Raw genomic sequence first — 15935 nt, 5'->3', positions numbered from 1 at the left:
CAGCAGGCTGGCGCCGGCCACCGCGCGCGCCGTGCCGCAGAGCCATTTGCGGCGTCCGGCGTTGGCGCTGAGGTCCCCGCCCGCGGCGGCGTCGGTGGAGGGGCTACGGGTCGATGGCGTCATGCATGGCTCCTGGCAAAAAAAAACGTCCCGCACGCCACGGATTCCTATCCGGTGGCGCTGCGGAACGTCGTTGTCCCTGGCCGCTGGTCGCGGCGCGTTGCGTCGGACCGCCTTCGTTGGCTGCCCGATTCCACTGAAGCAAATGCTGTGCCAGGAAGAAAAAGCCATGGCCCGACGGGCCGCCAGGCCGCGCCTGCGCTGGCGCCGCCTCGCGTTGCCCCGCGTCGTCAGGGATGGCGGAAAACCAGGCGTGAACCAACTTGGTGCGCAGCCGGTTGCGGCAGCGCACCATCCGCGTGCGGTCCGCGCTCCGCCGCTGTGCGCGCCGCGGCGGCCTGCGCCGCAGAACGCGGTGGCATGGAACTTGCGTGACTGGACGCATCAGGGGGGAATCTCATGCTCAAGGTCATGCTGCTCAACGATGGCGAAGGACGCGCGGCGTCGCTGCGGCAGACGCTCGCCGCGGCGGGCGTGCGCGTCGTGGCCGAAATGGCGCCGGACATGGATCTGGCCGCCGCCATTGCCCAGGCGGCGCCCGACGTGGTGCTGATCGACAGCGACGCGCCCGGCCGGGACACGCTGGAGAACGTTTGCGTGGCCAGCGAACACAGCGATCGCCCAGTCGTGATGTTCACCGACAACGGCAATCGCGAAACCATACGCAGCGCCTTGCGCGCCGGCGTCGCGGCCTACGTGGTGGGCGACGTGCCGGCCGGACGCATCGAGCCGCTCTTGACCGTGGCGATCGAACGCTTCGCCATGGAGAAGTCGCGGCGCGAGGAGCTGCGCGAAGCGCAATTGCGTCTGGCCGACCGCCAATGGGTGGAAAAGGCCAAGGGCATCCTGATGAAGGCGCGTTCGATTTCCGAGGACGAGGCCCACGGCCTGCTGCGCCAACGCGCCATGCAAAGCCAGAAACGGCTCGGCGAGGTGGCCCGGGAAGTCGTGGACATGAGCGCCTGGCTAGGCAAATCCACCTAATAAGCTTTGGTTATATGAAACAAAGAAATCAGAAGTTGTGGGGATGAAGCCCCCTTCCTATCATCCAACCACACTATGCCGGGTACGCCCGAGGCGGGCATTCATGAAGCTTTTCCCGATTTTTGCCGACCTGCAAGACAGGCGGGTCCTGGTGGTAGGCGGCGGCGCCGTCGCCGAACGCAAGACGCTGTCGCTGCTGGAAGCCTCGGCCGACGTGCTCGTGGGCGCGCCGGAACTGACTCCCGCCCTGGCCGCCCTGGCCGCCGAAGGCCGCATCCGCCATCTGTCGGGCCGCTTCGATCCCGCCTGGCTCGATGGAGCCTGGCTGGTGGTCGCCGCCACCGATGACCGCGATACCAACGCCGCCGTCTCCCAGGCGGCCGACGCCCGGCGCATTTTCAGCAACGTAGTCGACGACCCCGAACTGTCGTCCTTCCAGGTGCCTTCCATCGTCGATCGCTCGCCCGTCATCGTCGCGATTTCCTCGTCCGGCGTGGCGCCAGTGCTGGCGCGGCGCATCCGGGAACGCATCGAATCCCTGTTCGACCATACCCTGGGCCAGTTGGCCGGGCTGGCCGCCAACTACCGCAAGCGCATCCGCGCCAGCCATCCCGACCTGGGCGCGCGCCGCCGCTTCTACGACTGGCTGCTGGACGGCCCGGTGGCCGGCTTCCTGCGCCAGCAACAGCCGGCCCAGGCCGAGGCCGCGCTGGCAGCCGCATTGGCGGCGCCGCGGGCGCCCGACGCCGGCAGCGTGGTGCTGGTGGGCGCAGGACCGGGCGACCCCGGCCTGTTGACGCTGAAGGCGCTGCGCGCGCTGAACGAAGCCGACGTCATCCTGCACGACCGCCTGGTCAGCGGCGAGGTCATGTCGCTGGCGCGCCGCGACGCCGAGCGCGTATCGGTCGGCAAGCTGCCCGGCGAGGACCACAATGCCACCCAGGCCCGCATCCACAAGCTGATGCTCGAGCATGCCCGCGCCGGCCGCCGCGTGGTGCGGCTCAAGGGCGGCGACGCCTTCATCTTCGGGCGGGGCGGCGAAGAGCTGGAATACCTGCGCGCGCATGGCGTGCGCTATGAAGTGGTGCCCGGCATCACCGCCGCGCTGGCCTGTGCGGCCTACGCCGGCATCCCGCTGACGCACCGGGAACACGCCCAGTCCGTCCGTCTGGTCACCGCGCACTGCCGCGAAGACGAGGACAACCTGGACTGGCCGGCACTAGCCCGTGAAAAACAGACCTTGGCTTTCTACATGGGCGTGGGGCAACTGGATCTGCTGACCAGCCGCCTGCTGGCCCACGGCCGTGCGCCACGCACGCCCTTCGCGCTGATCGAAAACGGCAGCCGGCCCGAGCAGCGCGTGCTGTCCGGCACGCTGGATCAACTGCCGGCCCTGGCCGCCGAACACGCCATCCGCTCCCCGGCCCTGCTGATCGTGGGCGAGGTGGCGGGATTGGCGCCGCAACTGCAATGGTTCGGACAGCACCTGGACGGGCTGGTGGAAAAGATGGCGGCTTGAAGAACTGAGGGCGCGAGCCCCCGCCAGGCCAAATGCAAAACGCCAGCCGGCAGGCTGGCGTTCTTGCTCATTGCCGTACCGCAAGCGCTATTCCGTCTTCTGCGTGGTGCCGAAGATGCGGTCGCCGGCATCGCCCAGGCCCGGCATGATGTAGCCGTGTTCGTTCAGGCCGTCGTCGATGGAGGCGGTGTAGATATGCACGTCGGGGTGCTTGGCCAGCACGGCATCGATGCCGACCGGCGCCGCGACCAGCACCAGGGCGCGGATTTCCTTGCAGCCGGCGCGCTTGAGCAGGTCAATCGCGGCGACCATGGAGCCGCCAGTGGCCAGCATCGGATCGACGATCAGCGCCAGGCGCTGGTCCAGTTCGCCCACCAGGCGTTCCAGGTAGGTATGCGCTTCCAGCGTTTCTTCGTTGCGGGCCACGCCCACCACGCTGACCTTGGCGCCGGGAATCAAGCTGAGCACGCCGTCCAGCATGCCGATGCCGGCGCGCAGGATAGGCACCACGGTGACCTTCTTGCCGGCGATTTTCTCGACCTGCACCGAACCACACCAGCCTTCGACGGTGGCGGGCGCCAGCGGCAGGTCCTTGGACGCTTCGTAAGTGAGCAGCGCGCCCACTTCCTGCGACAGCTCACGGAAGCTCTTGGTGCTGAGGTCGGCGCGGCGCATGATCCCGAGCTTGTGGCGGATCAGCGGATGGCGGATTTCGTGCACGGGCATGTGCGTAACTCTCCAGAATATTGATAGACAGGGTTTTCGCCTCAGGCGGAACCATGGCGGCGCGGCGCGCTTTGCGTCGCCCGTCGTCGAGCCACACCTGAGGATCGTAATCGGTTTGGAAGGGAATTGTTATTGATCGCCGGCAGGATCATCCGAAGAATTCCGCCGGCGCGGTGCAGGCATGCTTATTGTTCGGTGAGCCAGGCAATCAGCGCGTCGTCAAAGGCGCGCACGGCGCCCGCCTGTTCGTGGTTGACGATGCTGACCACCACGTAACGCTTGCCGCTGGCGCCCAGCACATAGCCCGCGATGGAGCGCACGTCGCGCAACGACCCGGTTTTCAGGTGGGCCATGCCCACGGTGCCATCGCCCTTGAGGCGGCGGCGCACCGTGCCGTCCACGCCGGCGATGGCGAAGGAGGAAATGTACTCGGGCATGACGGGCGAATTCCAGGCCACGGTCAGCATCGACGCCAGGCTGTCGGCCGACACGCGGGCATCGCGCGACAGGCCGGCGCCGTTGTCGATGACCAGCTCGGGCATGTCCAGGCCCTGCTTGGCCAGTAGTTCCTTGGCCACGACTTCGCTGCTGGAGACGGTGGCAGGCCGCCGGCCACGCTCGGCGCCCAGCGTCAGCAGCAAAGTGCGCGCCATGACGTTGTTGCTGCGCTTGTTGATCTGGCGGATCGCCTCGGCCAGCGTGGGCGAATCGTGCGTAGCCAGGACCACAGCGTCGGGCGGGACCATGCCGGAACGGACCTGGCCCTTGAAGGTGCCGCCCAGCTCCTTCCAGAGCATGCGGAACACCTCGGTGGCGTAGTCGGGCTGCGACAGCGCCAGGCGATACAGGCTGAATTCGCCGCAGGAGCCGGCCACCTTGCCGTTCACCCGGATGGTCACGCCCTGCTGGGTGATCAACGGCTCGGTCGTCACTACCGGGGGACCCGGGCAGCGAGCATCGCTCCATTCGACGCGGCCTTCGATCTTCAGGCCCGGCAACGGCGGGTCGATCAGCGGCACCCATTTGTTGGCGGCGGGGTCCGGCGTGAACAGCAGCCGCAGCGCGCCAAAGCCCACCATCAGGGCATCCGGACTGGCGTTATAGGCCCGGTCCGGGGCGCCGTCGAAGGCGCCGGGGTCGGTCGCGACCTGGCCGAAGATGCTGCGGTCGATGACCAGGTCGTTGATCTGCTTGACGCCGCGCAGGCGCAGTTCGCGCAGCAGCACCCACAGGTCCTGCAGCAGGAATTGCGGATCGCCCCCGGCCCGCAGGTACAGCGGGCCGCTCAGCACGCCGCGGGAGTCGGGCCGTGCGCCCGGCGCCGTCATGAACTCGGTGCGCCAGACGTAGTTGGGCCCCAGTTCGGACAGCGCGGCCCAGGTCGTGACCAGCTTCATCACCGAGGCGGGATTGCGCGATTCCTTGGCGTTCAACGCCACCAGCCGCGGCCCGCCCACCTCCTGTACCACCAGGGACAGGGAACTGTCGGGCAGCTTGCTGGCCTTCCAGGCGTTCACCACGTTGGGCGGCAAGCCAGGAACCTGCGCCCCGGCCGCCCCCGCCACCGCGGCCAGCAGCCCGCCAGCCAGCCACCGCTTCAGCCCGCCCATACGCATATTCGCTCGTCCCGTCATGCCACGCCCACCCGGTTGCTCGTCCTGCAAAACCGAGAGCATACAAAACCTGGAAGGATTGCGGCGTGGGGGCCGTTTCCGCGCAGGGCCGCCCCAAGGGGAAACAGGCCCCCTCGGGGGGCAGCAAGCACGCGTAGCGTGCGCGGCGTGGGGGCCTTTTCCCCCGCAGGGCCGCCCCAAGGGGAAACAGGCCCCCCCTCGGGGCTCTTCCCGTCTACTTCTGCAGTTTCCACTTGCCGGAGGCCACGGTCGCCATCACCAGCGCCCGCTCATCCAGCCCGTTGTGGTCGGTGGGACTCATGTTGACCACGCCGGTCGCGGTGGGCAGGTTCTTGACGTTCTCCAGCGCATCGCGCAGCGCCGCCCTGAATTCGGGCGTGCCAGGCTTGGCGGTCTTCAGCGCCACCGGGACGGCCTGCTGCAACAGGAGGCCGACGTCCCAGGTATAGGCGGCGAACAGGGAAACCGTGCCCGCGCCGTTGGCGGCCTCGTACTTCTTGGCGAAGGCCTGGGCGGTGGATTTGACTGGGTTGTCGTCAGGCAGCAGGTCGGCCACCATTATCGGCCCCACCGGCACCCAGACGCCCTCGCAGGCAGCGCCACAGACCCGCAGGAAGTCGTTGTTGGCCACGCCGTGGTTGAAATAGATCTTGCCCTTGTAGCCGCGCTCGCGCAGCGCCCGCGCCGGCATCGCGGCGGGCGTGCCCGAGGCGCCGACCACCACGGCGTCAGGCGCCGCGCCGATCACTTTCAGGGTCTGGGCTACCGCCGACGTATCCGTGGGCGCGAAGCTTTCCTTGCCCACCACCTCGATGCCGTGTTTCTTGGCCGCCTTCTCGATTTCCACCCAGAAGGTCTCGCCCAACGCGTTGTTGAAGCCGATGAAGGCCAGCTTCTTCACGCCGTTGGCCGCGGCGTGCCGCGCGATGCCCTCGGCCATCAGCGAATCGGAGTGCGGGGTCTTGAACACCCAGCGCCGCTTGTCGTCCACCGGCTCGATCAGCCGCGCCGACGAGGCCAGCGTGATTACGGGCGTGGTTCCGCTGGCCACCGTATCCAGCATGGCCATGGTGTTGGGCGTGGTGGAGGAGCCGACGATCAGGTCGACCTTGTTCTCCGAGATCAGCTTGTGGGAATTGCTGACGGCGCGGGTGGTGTCGGAAGCGTCGTCCAGCACCACGTACTCGACCTTGACGCCCCCGATCTCGGTGGGCAACAGGCTGATGGTGTTGCGTTCGGGGATGCCCAGGGAAGCCTGGGGACCGGTGGTGGACAGGGTGGCGCCGATTTTCACCTGGGCCAGCGCGGGCGCGGCGCCCGCTGCCAGCAGGGCGGCCAGCGCGGCGGCCATGAGGGTACGACGAGGGGTCATGCGGAGTCTCCTTGGATACGCGGATGTCTTATGCTTTGCGCCGATCCGCTACGGCGTGGAACTCTGTTTATACGGCGGGGAAGCCGGCAGGCGGGCGCGTCGCGGGTCCGCTGCGGGTTTGTCCGCACAGGCTCGCAGCGCGGTCCGGCTGCGTGATTGCTGGTCTCCACGTTGCCAGTGACTGGCTAGCGCTGTATTTTTTAGTGATACACGTATTCTAATAAGAGACGAACTCATGTCAACAGATAGCAGCACGGGGATCCAATCAGCCGAAATCGCCCTGGACGTGCTGACCCGGCTGGCGGAGCTGGGCGGCGCCCTGTCCGTGTCCGAGCTGGGCCGCAGCCTGGACATGCCACGCGCCAAGGTGCACCGCTACCTGGTGTCGCTGGAGCGGCGCGGCTACGTGGAGCAGGACGCGGCCAGCGCCCGCTACCGGCTGGGTCCGCAGGCCCTGCACACCGGGCTGGCGGCGCTGGCCGAAGTGGATTTCGTGAAGCTGGCGGCCGGCAGCCTGGACGGGCTGAGCGCCGCCATCGGCCAGACCGTATTCATTTCCGTCTGGGGCCAACACGGTCCCACCATCGTGCAATGGCGCGACGCGCGCTTGCCCGTGACGGTCAACGTTCGGGTGGGCTCGGTGCTGCCGCTGCTCAACAGCGCCACCGGCCGCGTGTTCGCCGCCTGGCTGCCCGAAACCCTGGCCCTGCCCCGGGCGCTGTCCGAATGGGACGCGCTGCGCGCCCATGACCCCGATGCTGCCGCCCGGGTGCTGGACGTCACCGAACCGCCCGCGGATCCCGCCGCGACGCTGCGCCGGCAATGGCAGGCAACGCGCCAGCGCGGCTACGCCAGCGTCAGCGGCCACCTGCTGCACGGCATAGCCTCGGCCGCGGTGCCGGTGCTGGACGCGCAAGGCCATCTCGCCGGGGCCATCACCAGCCTGGGACTGCATGGCGGCTTCGACCTGTCGCCGGACGGCGAACCGGTGCGGGCGCTGAGCGCGGCCGCGGCGGATTGTTCGCGCCGGCTGGGGTGGAGTCCGGCGCGCTGAACCACGGGCGCGGCGCCCATCCGTCCCCCGGCCGGGCGTCCCGATCTTCCAGCCGCTTTACAATAATGGGTTGCCCCGGGCCTGCCCGGCTCGTTTTCGCCCTCTTTTTGCCGCCCTTGCCGGACGGATAGCCGCGTGACCCAGTCCCTCACCGTTGCCGATTTCAACTACGAACTGCCGCCCGAGCTCATCGCCCAGGCGCCCGCCGCCGAACGCACCGGCAGCCGCCTGCTGCACCTGGACGACGCCGGACAACTGCATGACCGGCAGTTCGCCGACCTGGCCGCGCTGCTGCGTCCGCAAGACCTGCTGGTCTTCAACGACACCCGCGTCATCAAGGCGCGGCTGAACGGCCACAAGATTACCGGCGGCAAGATCGAGGTGCTGGTCGAACGCATCACCGAACCCGACCGCGTGCTGGCCCACGTACGCGCCAGCAAGTCGCCCGGTCCCGGCATGGTGCTGCGCCTGGCCGACGCCTTCGACGCCACCGTGCTGGGCCGCGAAGGCGAACTCTTCGACATCCGCTTCCCCGGTCCGGTGCTGGACCTGCTGGACGCCCACGGCGCGACGCCGCTGCCGCCTTACATCACGCACGAAGCCGACAGCGGCGACGACGAGCGCTACCAGACGGTCTACGCCCGCGAGCCCGGGGCCGTGGCGGCCCCCACCGCCGGCCTGCACTTCGACCAGCCCACGCTGGACCGCCTGGCCGCGATGGGCGTCGAGCGCGCCTTCGTCACGCTGCACGTGGGCGCGGGCACCTTCCAGCCGGTGCGCGTCGACAACCTGGCCGACCACGTCATGCACGCCGAATGGTTCACCGTGCCGCAAGCCACGGTCGACGCGATCGCCGCCGCCCGCAGCCGCGGCGGCCGGGTCATCGCCGTCGGCACCACCAGCGTGCGCGCCCTGGAATCCGCCGCCGCCCAGACCGAAGGGCGCACCGCCCCGGGCTTGCCGCTGGCCGCTGCCCAGGGCGACACCCGTCTCTTCATCACCCCCGGTTACCGGTACCGCGTCGTCGACGCCCTGGTCACCAACTTTCACCTGCCCCAGTCGACCCTGCTGATGCTGGTGTCGGCGCTGGCCGGCGTAGAACCGATACGCCGCGCCTACGCCCACGCCGTCGCCGAGCGCTACCGCTTCTTCAGCTATGGCGACGCCATGTTTATCGAGTCCCCCGCCCCATGACCGGACTGAACTTCGAACTGCTCGCCACCGACGGCGGCGCCCGCCGCGGTCGCATCACGCTGAACCACGGCGTGGTCGAGACGCCCATCTTCATGCCTGTCGGCACCTATGGCAGCGTCAAGGCCATGATGCCGCACGAACTGAAAGAGATCGGTTCGCAGATCGTGCTGGGCAACACCTTCCACCTGTGGCTGCGCCCGGGCACGGAAATCATGGAAAAGCATGGCGGCCTGCATGGCTTCATGCAATGGGACAAGCCCATCCTGACCGATTCCGGCGGCTTCCAGGTGTTCAGCCTGCAAGGCATGCGCAAGATCACCGAGGAAGGCGTGAAGTTCGCCTCCCCGATCGACGGCGCGCGCCTGTTCCTGACGCCGGAAGAATCCATGCGCATCCAGCGCTCGCTGAATTCCGACATCGTCATGGTGTTCGACGAATGCACGCCCTATGAAATCGACGGCCGGCCCGCCACCGTCGAGGAAGCCGCCCGCTCCATGCGCATGTCGCTGCGCTGGGCGCGCCGCTCGCGCGAGGAATTCGACCGCCTGCAAAACCCCAATGCCCTGTTCGGCATCGTCCAGGGCGGCATGTACGAAGCCCTGCGCGACGAGTCCCTGGCCGGGCTGCAGGAGATCGGCTTCCATGGCTACGCCATCGGCGGCCTGTCGGTCGGCGAGCCCAAGGAAGACATGATGCGCATCCTGGCGCACGTCACGCCCAAGCTGCCGGCCCAGGCGCCGCGCTACCTGATGGGCGTGGGCACGCCGGAAGACCTGGTCGAGGGCGTGAGCCGCGGCGTGGACATGTTCGACTGCGTCATGCCCACCCGCAACGCCCGCAACGGCTGGCTGTTCACGCGTTTCGGCGACGTCAAGATCCGCAACGCCAAGCACCGCGACGACACCCGCCCGCTGGATCCGAGCTGCAGCTGCCATACCTGCGCGAATTTTTCGCGGGCCTATCTGCACCACCTGCAGCGCGCCAACGAAATCACCGGTGCGCGCCTGAACACCCTGCACAACCTGCATTTCTATCTGACCATCATGAAGGAAATGCGCGAGGCCATCGCGGAAGGCCGCTTCGACGCCTGGCGCGCGCAGTTCGCGGCCGACCGGGCGCGGGGGGTGGATTAGAATTTCAGGACCTATATACAATAGCCGGCTTGCCCTATCCATGGCTCGCGCGGGGATGGGCGCATAAAAACACAGATACAAACACTCAAACAGACTAAACGCAGGAGAATTCAATGTCCGTTATCGATACCGCCAGCCTCGTCGTGGCCCAGGCCGCCCCCGAGGGCAACGCGCTGATGGGCATGCTGCCCATCATCCTGATGTTCGTGATCCTCTACTTCCTGATGATCCGTCCCCAGATGAAGCGCCAGAAGGAACACCGCAATCTGATCGCCGCCCTGGCCAAGGGCGACGAAGTGGTCACCGCCGGCGGCATGCTCGGCAAGGTCACCAAGGTCAACGACAGCTACGTTACCGTCGAAGTCTCGGAACTGGCCGACAAGCCCGTCGAAGTGATCATGCAGAAGTCGTCGGTCTCGACCGTGCTGCCCAAGGGAACCATCAAGGCCCTGTAAGCGTCCCACAGGAGCCCCCATCGGGCTCTTGTGCTTGATGGCCCTGCCGCCGCCCGCCGCGCTCGCCGCCCGGGCGGCCCTTTCATCACTTTTACATGAAGTAGCCGGCAATGAACCGCTATCCCCTCTGGAAGTACATTACGGTCCTGGTCGCGGTCATCATCGGCCTGCTGTACACGCTTCCCAATTTCTACGGCGAGTCCCCGGCCGTCCAGGTTTCCAGCGCCAAGGCCACGATCAAGGTCGATCCCGCCATGCTGAACCGGGTCGATCAGATCCTGACCGACGCCAAGATCCCCAACGAAGGGGTCTACTACGAACAAAACGGCACGCTCGGCACCGTGCGCGCCCGCTTCAAATCGACCGACCTGCAACTGCAGGCGCGCGACCTCATCGACAAATCCCTCAACACCGTCGCCGGCGACCCCCACTACACGGTCGCGCTGAACCTGTTGCCCGCCTCGCCCCCCTGGATGCGCAGCCTGGGCTGGTTCGCGCCCAAGCCCATGTACCTGGGCCTGGACCTGCGCGGCGGCGTGCACTTCCTGCTGCAAGTGGACATGCAGGGCGCCCTGACCGCCCGCTATGACTCCCTGGCCGCCGACGTGCGCTCGGTGCTGCGTGACCAGAAGGTCAACGTGGCCGGCGTCGAACGCTCGGGCCTGGCCATTGCCGCCACTTTCGCCGACACGGACGACCGCGACCGCGCCATTTCCACCCTGCGCAGCCGCCTGCCCGACCTGGAATTCACCGAGCGCCTGGAAAACGGCAAGCCGCTGCTGATGGCCGCCCTGAACCCGGCCGCCGTCACGCGCGTGCAGGATTCCGCGCTGAAGCAGAACATCAACACGCTGCACAACCGCATCAACGAACTCGGCGTGGCCGAGCCGGTCATCCAGCAACAAGGCGCCGACCGCATCGTGGTGCAGTTGCCCGGCGTGCAGGACGTGGCCAAGGCCAAGGAACTGCTGGGCCGCACCGCCACGCTGGAAATCCGCATGGTCGACGACTCCCCCACGGCGCAGGCTGCGCTGCTGGGCGGCAGCGTGCCCTTCGGCCTCGAACGCTATAACGACCGCGACGGCCGTCCCATCCTGGTGCGCCGCCAAGTCATCCTGACGGGCGAAAACCTGCAGGACGCCCAGCCCGGCCGCGACTCGCAAACCCAGCAGGCCGCCGTCCACCTGACGCTGGACTCCAAGGGCGCCCGCATCTTCCGCGACGTCACCCGCGACAACATCGGCAAGCGCATGGCCATCCTGCTGTTCGAAAACGGTAAGGGCGAAGTGGTCACGGCTCCGGTCATCCGCGGCGAGATCGGCGGCGGTCAGGTGCAGATTTCCGGCAGCATGAGCTCCGAGGAAGCCGCCGACACCGCGCTGCTGCTGCGCGCGGGCGCCTTGGCCGCACCGATGTCCATCATCGAAGAACGCACCATCGGCCCGAGCCTGGGCGCGGACAACATCGCCAAGGGCTTCTACTCGACGCTGTACGGCTTCCTGGCCATCGCCGTCTTCATCATCCTGTACTACCACCTGTTCGGCGTGTTCTCCACCATCGGCCTGACCATGAACGTGCTGCTGCTGCTGGCGCTGCTGTCCATGCTGCAGGCGACGCTGACACTGCCGGGCATCGCGGCCATCGCGCTGACGCTGGGCATGGCCATTGACTCGAACGTGCTGATCAACGAGCGGATACGCGAGGAACTGCGCGCGGGCGCCACGCCACAGCAGGCCATCCACCATGGCTTCGAACGCGCGTGGGGCACCATCCTGGACTCCAACCTGACCACGCTGATCGTGGGCCTGGCGCTGCTGGCCTTCGGCTCGGGCCCGATCCGGGGCTTTGCCGTGGTGCACGTCCTGGGCATCCTGACCTCGATGTTCTCGTCGGTGGTGGGCGTGCGCGCGCTGGCCAACCTCTGGTATGGCCGCAAGAAGAAGCTCACGTCGATCTCCATCGGTGAAGTCTGGAAACCGAAGACCAACTGAACATGAGCGCGGGCGGCCTGGCCGCCCGCCACAGATAAAGCCTAAGGCGAAAAATGGAATTTTTCCGTATTCACCGCACCATCCCGTTCATGCGCCACGCGCTGGTGCTGAACATCATCAGCCTCGTCACGTTCGTGGCGGCTGTCTTCTTCATCCTCACGCGCGGCTTCCACCTGTCGATCGAATTCACCGGCGGCACGGTCATGGAAGTCAACTACGCCCAGACGGCGCAGCTTGAAAACGTGCGCGGCGTGGTCTCCAAGCTGGGCTACTCCGACTTCCAGGTGCAGAACTTCGGCACCTCGCACGACGTCATGATCCGCCTGCCGCTGCAGGAAGGCCAGACCTCGGCCACCCAGAGCGAAACTGTCATGGCCGCGCTGAAGACCGCCGATTCCGGCGTCGAACTGCGCCGCGTCGAGTTCGTCGGCCCGCAGGTGGGCCAGGAACTGCTGCACAACGGCCTGATGGCCCTGCTGGTCGTGGTCATCGGCATCATGGTGTACCTGGGCTTCCGCTTCGAATGGAAGTTCGCCGTCGCCGGCGTGATCGCCAACCTGCACGACGTGGTGATCATCCTGGGCTTCTTCGCCTTCTTCCAGTGGGAATTCTCGCTGTCGGTGCTGGCGGGCGTGCTGGCGGTGCTGGGCTACTCCGTGAACGAATCCGTGGTCATCATGGACCGGATCCGCGAAAACTTCCGCAAGTACCGCAAGGCGGACGTGCACGAAGTCATCAACAGCGCCATCACCCAGACCATCTCGCGGACCATCATCACCCACGGTTCGACGCAGATGATGGTGCTAGCCATGCTGTTCTTCGGCGGCCCCACCCTGCACTACTTCGCCATGGCCCTGACCATCGGCATCTGGTTCGGCATCTACTCGTCGGTGTTCGTGGCCGCGGCCCTGGCCATGTGGCTGGGCGTCAAGCGCGAAGACCTGGTCAAGCCGGTCAAGAAGGAAGGCGAGGAAGGCGAAGCCGCCTGATCGCCTCCACGCAGACAAAACCCGCCGCAATCGCGGCGGGTTTTTTTATTGCGCGGCGCGTGGCGGTTTCCGCCTGGCCAGGAACCGCAGCCCTTCCCGCAAGCCGAACCCGCAGGGAACGACGATGAACTGAAGCAAGCCTGCGTAAAGCCAGGCCCATGCCCAGCGGAAACGCCATGGAATGAATTCCGGCACCCCGTTGTCGTCGAAGTACGGATCATGGCTGACCAGCGCCAGGCCGATCAGATAGGTAAGCAGAAGGCATCCCGTGGCGTACAGCCAGCGTCGCGTCTCCCTGGCCTTCGGGCCGAAACGCAGCCAATACACCGCGCTGGCCGCCAGGGCGGCCACCAGGCCGACTGCGAACAGCGCTGCGAAAAGATAAAAAACCATATCGTCGATATCCCCTGCTACGGCCTGTCGGGCCGACGGGCTGGAGTGCGAAACCTGCGCGGGCACTGTACCGCAGGCCGCCGTCGCGGTGTACGGGTACGGATCCTCGCGGATTCGCTACCATAGCCGGATCATGAAACTCGCCATCGATCACCTCGTCATCGCCGCCGCCGATCTGGACAGCGGCACCGAATACGTCGCCGGACTGCTCGGCATCGCGCCCGCGGGCGGCGGCGCGCATCCACGCATGGGTACCCACAACCGGGTGCTGGGCATGGCTGGCGGCATCTACCTGGAAGTCATCGCCATCGATCCGCAGGCCCCGGCGCCGTCCCGGCCGCGCTGGTTCGGGCTGGACCAGGACGCGGTCCGCGCCCGGCTAGCTCAAGGCCCCTACCTGGCCCATTGGGCCGCGCGGGTCGAAGCGCCCCTGGACCTGACCCGTATGCAGGCCGAGCATCCTGCGCGCATTCCTCCCGCCATTCCCATGGAACGCGGCCATCTGCGCTGGCGGCTGACGGTGCCGGACGATGGCAGCCTGCCCGCCTGGCGCGAGGCCGGTCACGCGGCGGGCGACGGCCTGCTGCCTACGCTGATCCAGTGGGACGTGGCGGACTATCCCGGCGTCAGCCTGCCGCGGCACGAGCTCACCCTCACGCAACTGTCCGGCAGCCATCCACAGGCCGGCCTGCTGCGCCAGGGGCTGGCCTGGCTGGGCGCCGACCACCTGATCCAGGTGGAGCAGGCCGATGGCCCGCCGCGCCTGAGCGCACGGATCGAAACAGCCGGCGGCCTGAAGATCCTGGCCTGAGCCGCCCGCCCCCCCCCCTCTCAAAATAGCCATGACATCCGGAGACCCTTCCATGCAGTCCACCCGCAAGCGATTCGACGAAGACCCCTACCTGGACCAATGCGCCGCCACGGTGATCGCGGTCGGCCCCGAGGGCGTCGAGTTGGACGAGACCGTCTGCTATGCGCGCAGCGGCGGCCAGGCGGGCGACAGCGGTACGCTGACGCTGGCCGACGGCCGCGTACTGGCCCTGACCGACACCATCTACGCCGACGACCGCAAGCGCATCCTGCACGTGCTGGACGGCGATGCCGCCCCGCAGGTCGGCGAGCGGGTCTCGGTGGCGATCGATTGGCCGCGGCGCCATCGCCTCATGCGCCTGCACACTTGTCTGCACTTGCTGGGCGCGCTGGTGCCCGCGCCCGTGACCGGCTGCAGCATTTCCCCCGACTCCGCGCGGGTGGACTTCGATCTGCCGGAGTCCACGCTGGACAAGGCCGATCTGACCGAACGCCTGAACGCCCTGATCAACGCCGGCACTGGCGTCAGCATCAACTGCATCACGCCGGAACAACTGGCGGCCGAACCCGACCTGGTACGCACCGTGGGCGCGGCGCCTCCGGCAGGCACCGCCAGCATACGCATCGTCGAAATCCCGGGCGTGGACCGCCAGCCCTGTGGCGGCACGCACGTGGCCAATACGAGCGAGATCGGCGCCGTAGTCGTTACGAAGATCGAGAAAAAGAGCCGCACCAACCGGCGCGTGGTGGTGAATTTCGCGTAGGACTCGGCCGGCAGCCTGAACGCCGGCCTACTTCTTCCACCAGCGCCAGGGTGCGCGCAGCGGCCATTGGTAGCTGGCGCCCAGCACACGCGGGGCCAGCACGTGTCCGACCAACACCGCGATGCCCGCGGCCGTCATCACGTCGGACAGATAGTGGTCCAGGTTGACCAGCCGGCTCATCGCCACCAGCGCCGCCAGCAGCAGGAAGGCCCAACGCCAGCGCGGCGCCAGGATGCCCAGCACCACCGCCACGGAAAAGGCCGCATAGGTGTGGCTGGACGGGAACGAGTTGTAGAGCTGGACGCGGGAGAAGGACTCGCCCAGCCCGTAGATGCCTTTTTCGAAGAAGAGCTCCGGGCGCGCCCGCGCCACCGAGCGCTTGAGCACCAGCACCACCAGCCCGCCGACCGCCATGGTCGACAGCATCAGCAGGCTGCCGCGCGCCATGCTGGCATAGCTCATGCGCACCGGGTTGCGCCAGCCGCGGGCCAGGCCGACCAGCCCGATCACGTAGAAAGCCAGGGCGACGCCGATATAGGGACCGCTTTCACCGAGTTCGCCGATCCATTCGAAGGATTCATTCACGCCCTCGGAGACCGATTGCTTGATCCACACTGCCAGCGGCAGGTCCACCCACAGCGCGCAGGCGCCCGCGGCCAGCGCCAGGGCGCAGCCCAGCAGCACCCAGGTCAGCGCGGAAAACGGATTGCGGAACTGATCGGGCCCGGGGCCCGCCACGGCGTCGGTCAAGGGAGCGGCAGCCGAAGGCGTCAGGGGATTGGTGTTCATCGGTACCG

The 15935-nt window shown here is 67.4% G+C and carries 15 protein-coding genes; 10 read left to right on the top strand and 5 right to left on the bottom strand.

Features of this window, described 5'->3' with window-relative positions:
• Positions 1-519 precede the first annotated feature (519 nt).
• Entirely contained in the window at positions 520-1104 is a 585-nt protein-coding gene (locus WBB14_RS19410) for an ANTAR domain-containing response regulator (protein WP_424241275.1), read from the top strand.
• A gap of 103 nt (positions 1105-1207) precedes the next feature.
• Positions 1208-2623: a siroheme synthase CysG gene (cysG, locus tag WBB14_RS19405; protein WP_424241274.1), complete on the top strand. Its 1416-nt coding sequence runs from the start codon at positions 1208-1210 to the stop codon at positions 2621-2623.
• Between the two features lie 87 nt (positions 2624-2710).
• Here cysG and upp read toward each other — a convergent pair whose 3' ends face one another.
• The 3 genes from upp to WBB14_RS19390 all read right to left on the bottom strand — a co-directional run bounded on the left by upp (position 2711) and on the right by WBB14_RS19390 (position 6355).
• On the bottom strand, positions 2711-3349 hold the full coding sequence (upp, locus tag WBB14_RS19400) for a uracil phosphoribosyltransferase (protein ID WP_013395748.1): 639 nt from the start codon (positions 3347-3349) through the stop codon (positions 2711-2713).
• A gap of 185 nt (positions 3350-3534) precedes the next feature.
• Entirely contained in the window at positions 3535-4959 is a 1425-nt protein-coding gene (gene dacB, locus WBB14_RS19395; RefSeq protein ID WP_424241273.1) for a D-alanyl-D-alanine carboxypeptidase/D-alanyl-D-alanine endopeptidase, read from the bottom strand.
• A gap of 238 nt (positions 4960-5197) precedes the next feature.
• Positions 5198-6355, bottom strand: coding sequence for an ABC transporter substrate-binding protein (locus tag WBB14_RS19390; RefSeq protein WP_424241272.1), 1158 nt, complete (start codon positions 6353-6355; stop codon positions 5198-5200).
• A 235-nt stretch (positions 6356-6590) separates the two neighbouring features.
• On the opposite strand from WBB14_RS19390, the gene WBB14_RS19385 reads away from it, so the two are divergent.
• From WBB14_RS19385 to secF, 6 genes are all read left to right on the top strand, one after another.
• Positions 6591-7409: an IclR family transcriptional regulator gene (locus WBB14_RS19385; protein ID WP_424241271.1), complete on the top strand. Its 819-nt coding sequence runs from the start codon at positions 6591-6593 to the stop codon at positions 7407-7409.
• Between the two features lie 135 nt (positions 7410-7544).
• The gene (queA, locus tag WBB14_RS19380; RefSeq protein WP_424241270.1) at positions 7545-8603 is read left to right on the top strand and encodes a tRNA preQ1(34) S-adenosylmethionine ribosyltransferase-isomerase QueA; all 1059 of its coding nucleotides are present in this window, start codon (positions 7545-7547) and stop codon (positions 8601-8603) included.
• Positions 8600-9736, top strand: a complete 1137-nt coding sequence (gene tgt, locus WBB14_RS19375) for a tRNA guanosine(34) transglycosylase Tgt (RefSeq protein ID WP_424241269.1) — start codon at positions 8600-8602, stop codon at positions 9734-9736. Before queA ends, tgt begins: the two co-directional genes overlap by 4 nt.
• 113 nt (positions 9737-9849) lie before the next feature.
• On the top strand, positions 9850-10191 hold the full coding sequence (gene yajC / locus WBB14_RS19370; RefSeq protein ID WP_013395762.1) for a preprotein translocase subunit YajC: 342 nt from the start codon (positions 9850-9852) through the stop codon (positions 10189-10191).
• A 110-nt stretch (positions 10192-10301) separates the two neighbouring features.
• On the top strand, positions 10302-12182 hold the full coding sequence (gene secD, locus WBB14_RS19365; RefSeq protein ID WP_424241268.1) for a protein translocase subunit SecD: 1881 nt from the start codon (positions 10302-10304) through the stop codon (positions 12180-12182).
• Between the two features lie 53 nt (positions 12183-12235).
• Positions 12236-13171, top strand: a complete 936-nt coding sequence (secF, locus tag WBB14_RS19360; protein ID WP_424241267.1) for a protein translocase subunit SecF — start codon at positions 12236-12238, stop codon at positions 13169-13171.
• A 45-nt stretch (positions 13172-13216) separates the two neighbouring features.
• Here the strand turns inward: secF and WBB14_RS19355 are convergent, their stop codons facing one another.
• Positions 13217-13564: a hypothetical protein gene (locus WBB14_RS19355; RefSeq protein WP_424241266.1), complete on the bottom strand. Its 348-nt coding sequence runs from the start codon at positions 13562-13564 to the stop codon at positions 13217-13219.
• A gap of 133 nt (positions 13565-13697) precedes the next feature.
• On the opposite strand from WBB14_RS19355, the gene WBB14_RS19350 reads away from it, so the two are divergent.
• Together WBB14_RS19350 and WBB14_RS19345 are read left to right on the top strand one after the other, a co-directional pair.
• Positions 13698-14375: a VOC family protein gene (locus WBB14_RS19350; protein ID WP_424241265.1), complete on the top strand. Its 678-nt coding sequence runs from the start codon at positions 13698-13700 to the stop codon at positions 14373-14375.
• Positions 14376-14427: 52 nt separating this feature from the next.
• Complete coding sequence (locus WBB14_RS19345) at positions 14428-15138, top strand: alanyl-tRNA editing protein (protein WP_424241264.1); 711 nt, start codon at positions 14428-14430, stop codon at positions 15136-15138.
• A gap of 27 nt (positions 15139-15165) precedes the next feature.
• On the opposite strand, the gene WBB14_RS19340 is transcribed toward WBB14_RS19345, so the two are convergent.
• A complete protein-coding gene (locus WBB14_RS19340) occupies positions 15166-15927 on the bottom strand; it encodes a phosphatase PAP2 family protein (protein ID WP_424241263.1) in 762 nt (253 codons plus the stop codon).
• Positions 15928-15935 lie beyond the last annotated feature (8 nt).

The organism is Achromobacter sp., from assembly GCF_049647645.1.
GTDB lineage: Bacteria > Pseudomonadota > Gammaproteobacteria > Burkholderiales > Burkholderiaceae_B > Achromobacter.
This window is presented reverse-complemented; position numbering and strand designations above follow the sequence as displayed.

Bases quoted from the DNA above. Each gene is read 5' to 3' on its own strand.
- dacB (WP_424241273.1), bottom strand. From the start codon at position 4,959: ATGGGCGGGCTGAAGCGGTGGCTGGCTGGCGGGCTGCTGGCCGCGGTG.
- WBB14_RS19340 (WP_424241263.1), bottom strand. From the start codon at position 15,927: ATGAACACCAATCCCCTGACGCCTTCGGCTGCCGCTCCCTTGACCGAC.
- WBB14_RS19385 (WP_424241271.1), top strand. From the start codon at position 6,591: ATGTCAACAGATAGCAGCACGGGGATCCAATCAGCCGAAATCGCCCTG.
- tgt (WP_424241269.1), top strand. From the start codon at position 8,600: ATGACCGGACTGAACTTCGAACTGCTCGCCACCGACGGCGGCGCCCGC.
- cysG (WP_424241274.1), top strand. From the start codon at position 1,208: ATGAAGCTTTTCCCGATTTTTGCCGACCTGCAAGACAGGCGGGTCCTG.
- WBB14_RS19350 (WP_424241265.1), top strand. From the start codon at position 13,698: ATGAAACTCGCCATCGATCACCTCGTCATCGCCGCCGCCGATCTGGAC.
- WBB14_RS19345 (WP_424241264.1), top strand. From the start codon at position 14,428: ATGCAGTCCACCCGCAAGCGATTCGACGAAGACCCCTACCTGGACCAA.
- WBB14_RS19390 (WP_424241272.1), bottom strand. From the start codon at position 6,355: ATGACCCCTCGTCGTACCCTCATGGCCGCCGCGCTGGCCGCCCTGCTG.
- secF (WP_424241267.1), top strand. From the start codon at position 12,236: ATGGAATTTTTCCGTATTCACCGCACCATCCCGTTCATGCGCCACGCG.
- upp (WP_013395748.1), bottom strand. From the start codon at position 3,349: ATGCCCGTGCACGAAATCCGCCATCCGCTGATCCGCCACAAGCTCGGG.
- WBB14_RS19355 (WP_424241266.1), bottom strand. From the start codon at position 13,564: ATGGTTTTTTATCTTTTCGCAGCGCTGTTCGCAGTCGGCCTGGTGGCC.
- secD (WP_424241268.1), top strand. From the start codon at position 10,302: ATGAACCGCTATCCCCTCTGGAAGTACATTACGGTCCTGGTCGCGGTC.
- yajC (WP_013395762.1), top strand. From the start codon at position 9,850: ATGTCCGTTATCGATACCGCCAGCCTCGTCGTGGCCCAGGCCGCCCCC.
- WBB14_RS19410 (WP_424241275.1), top strand. From the start codon at position 520: ATGCTCAAGGTCATGCTGCTCAACGATGGCGAAGGACGCGCGGCGTCG.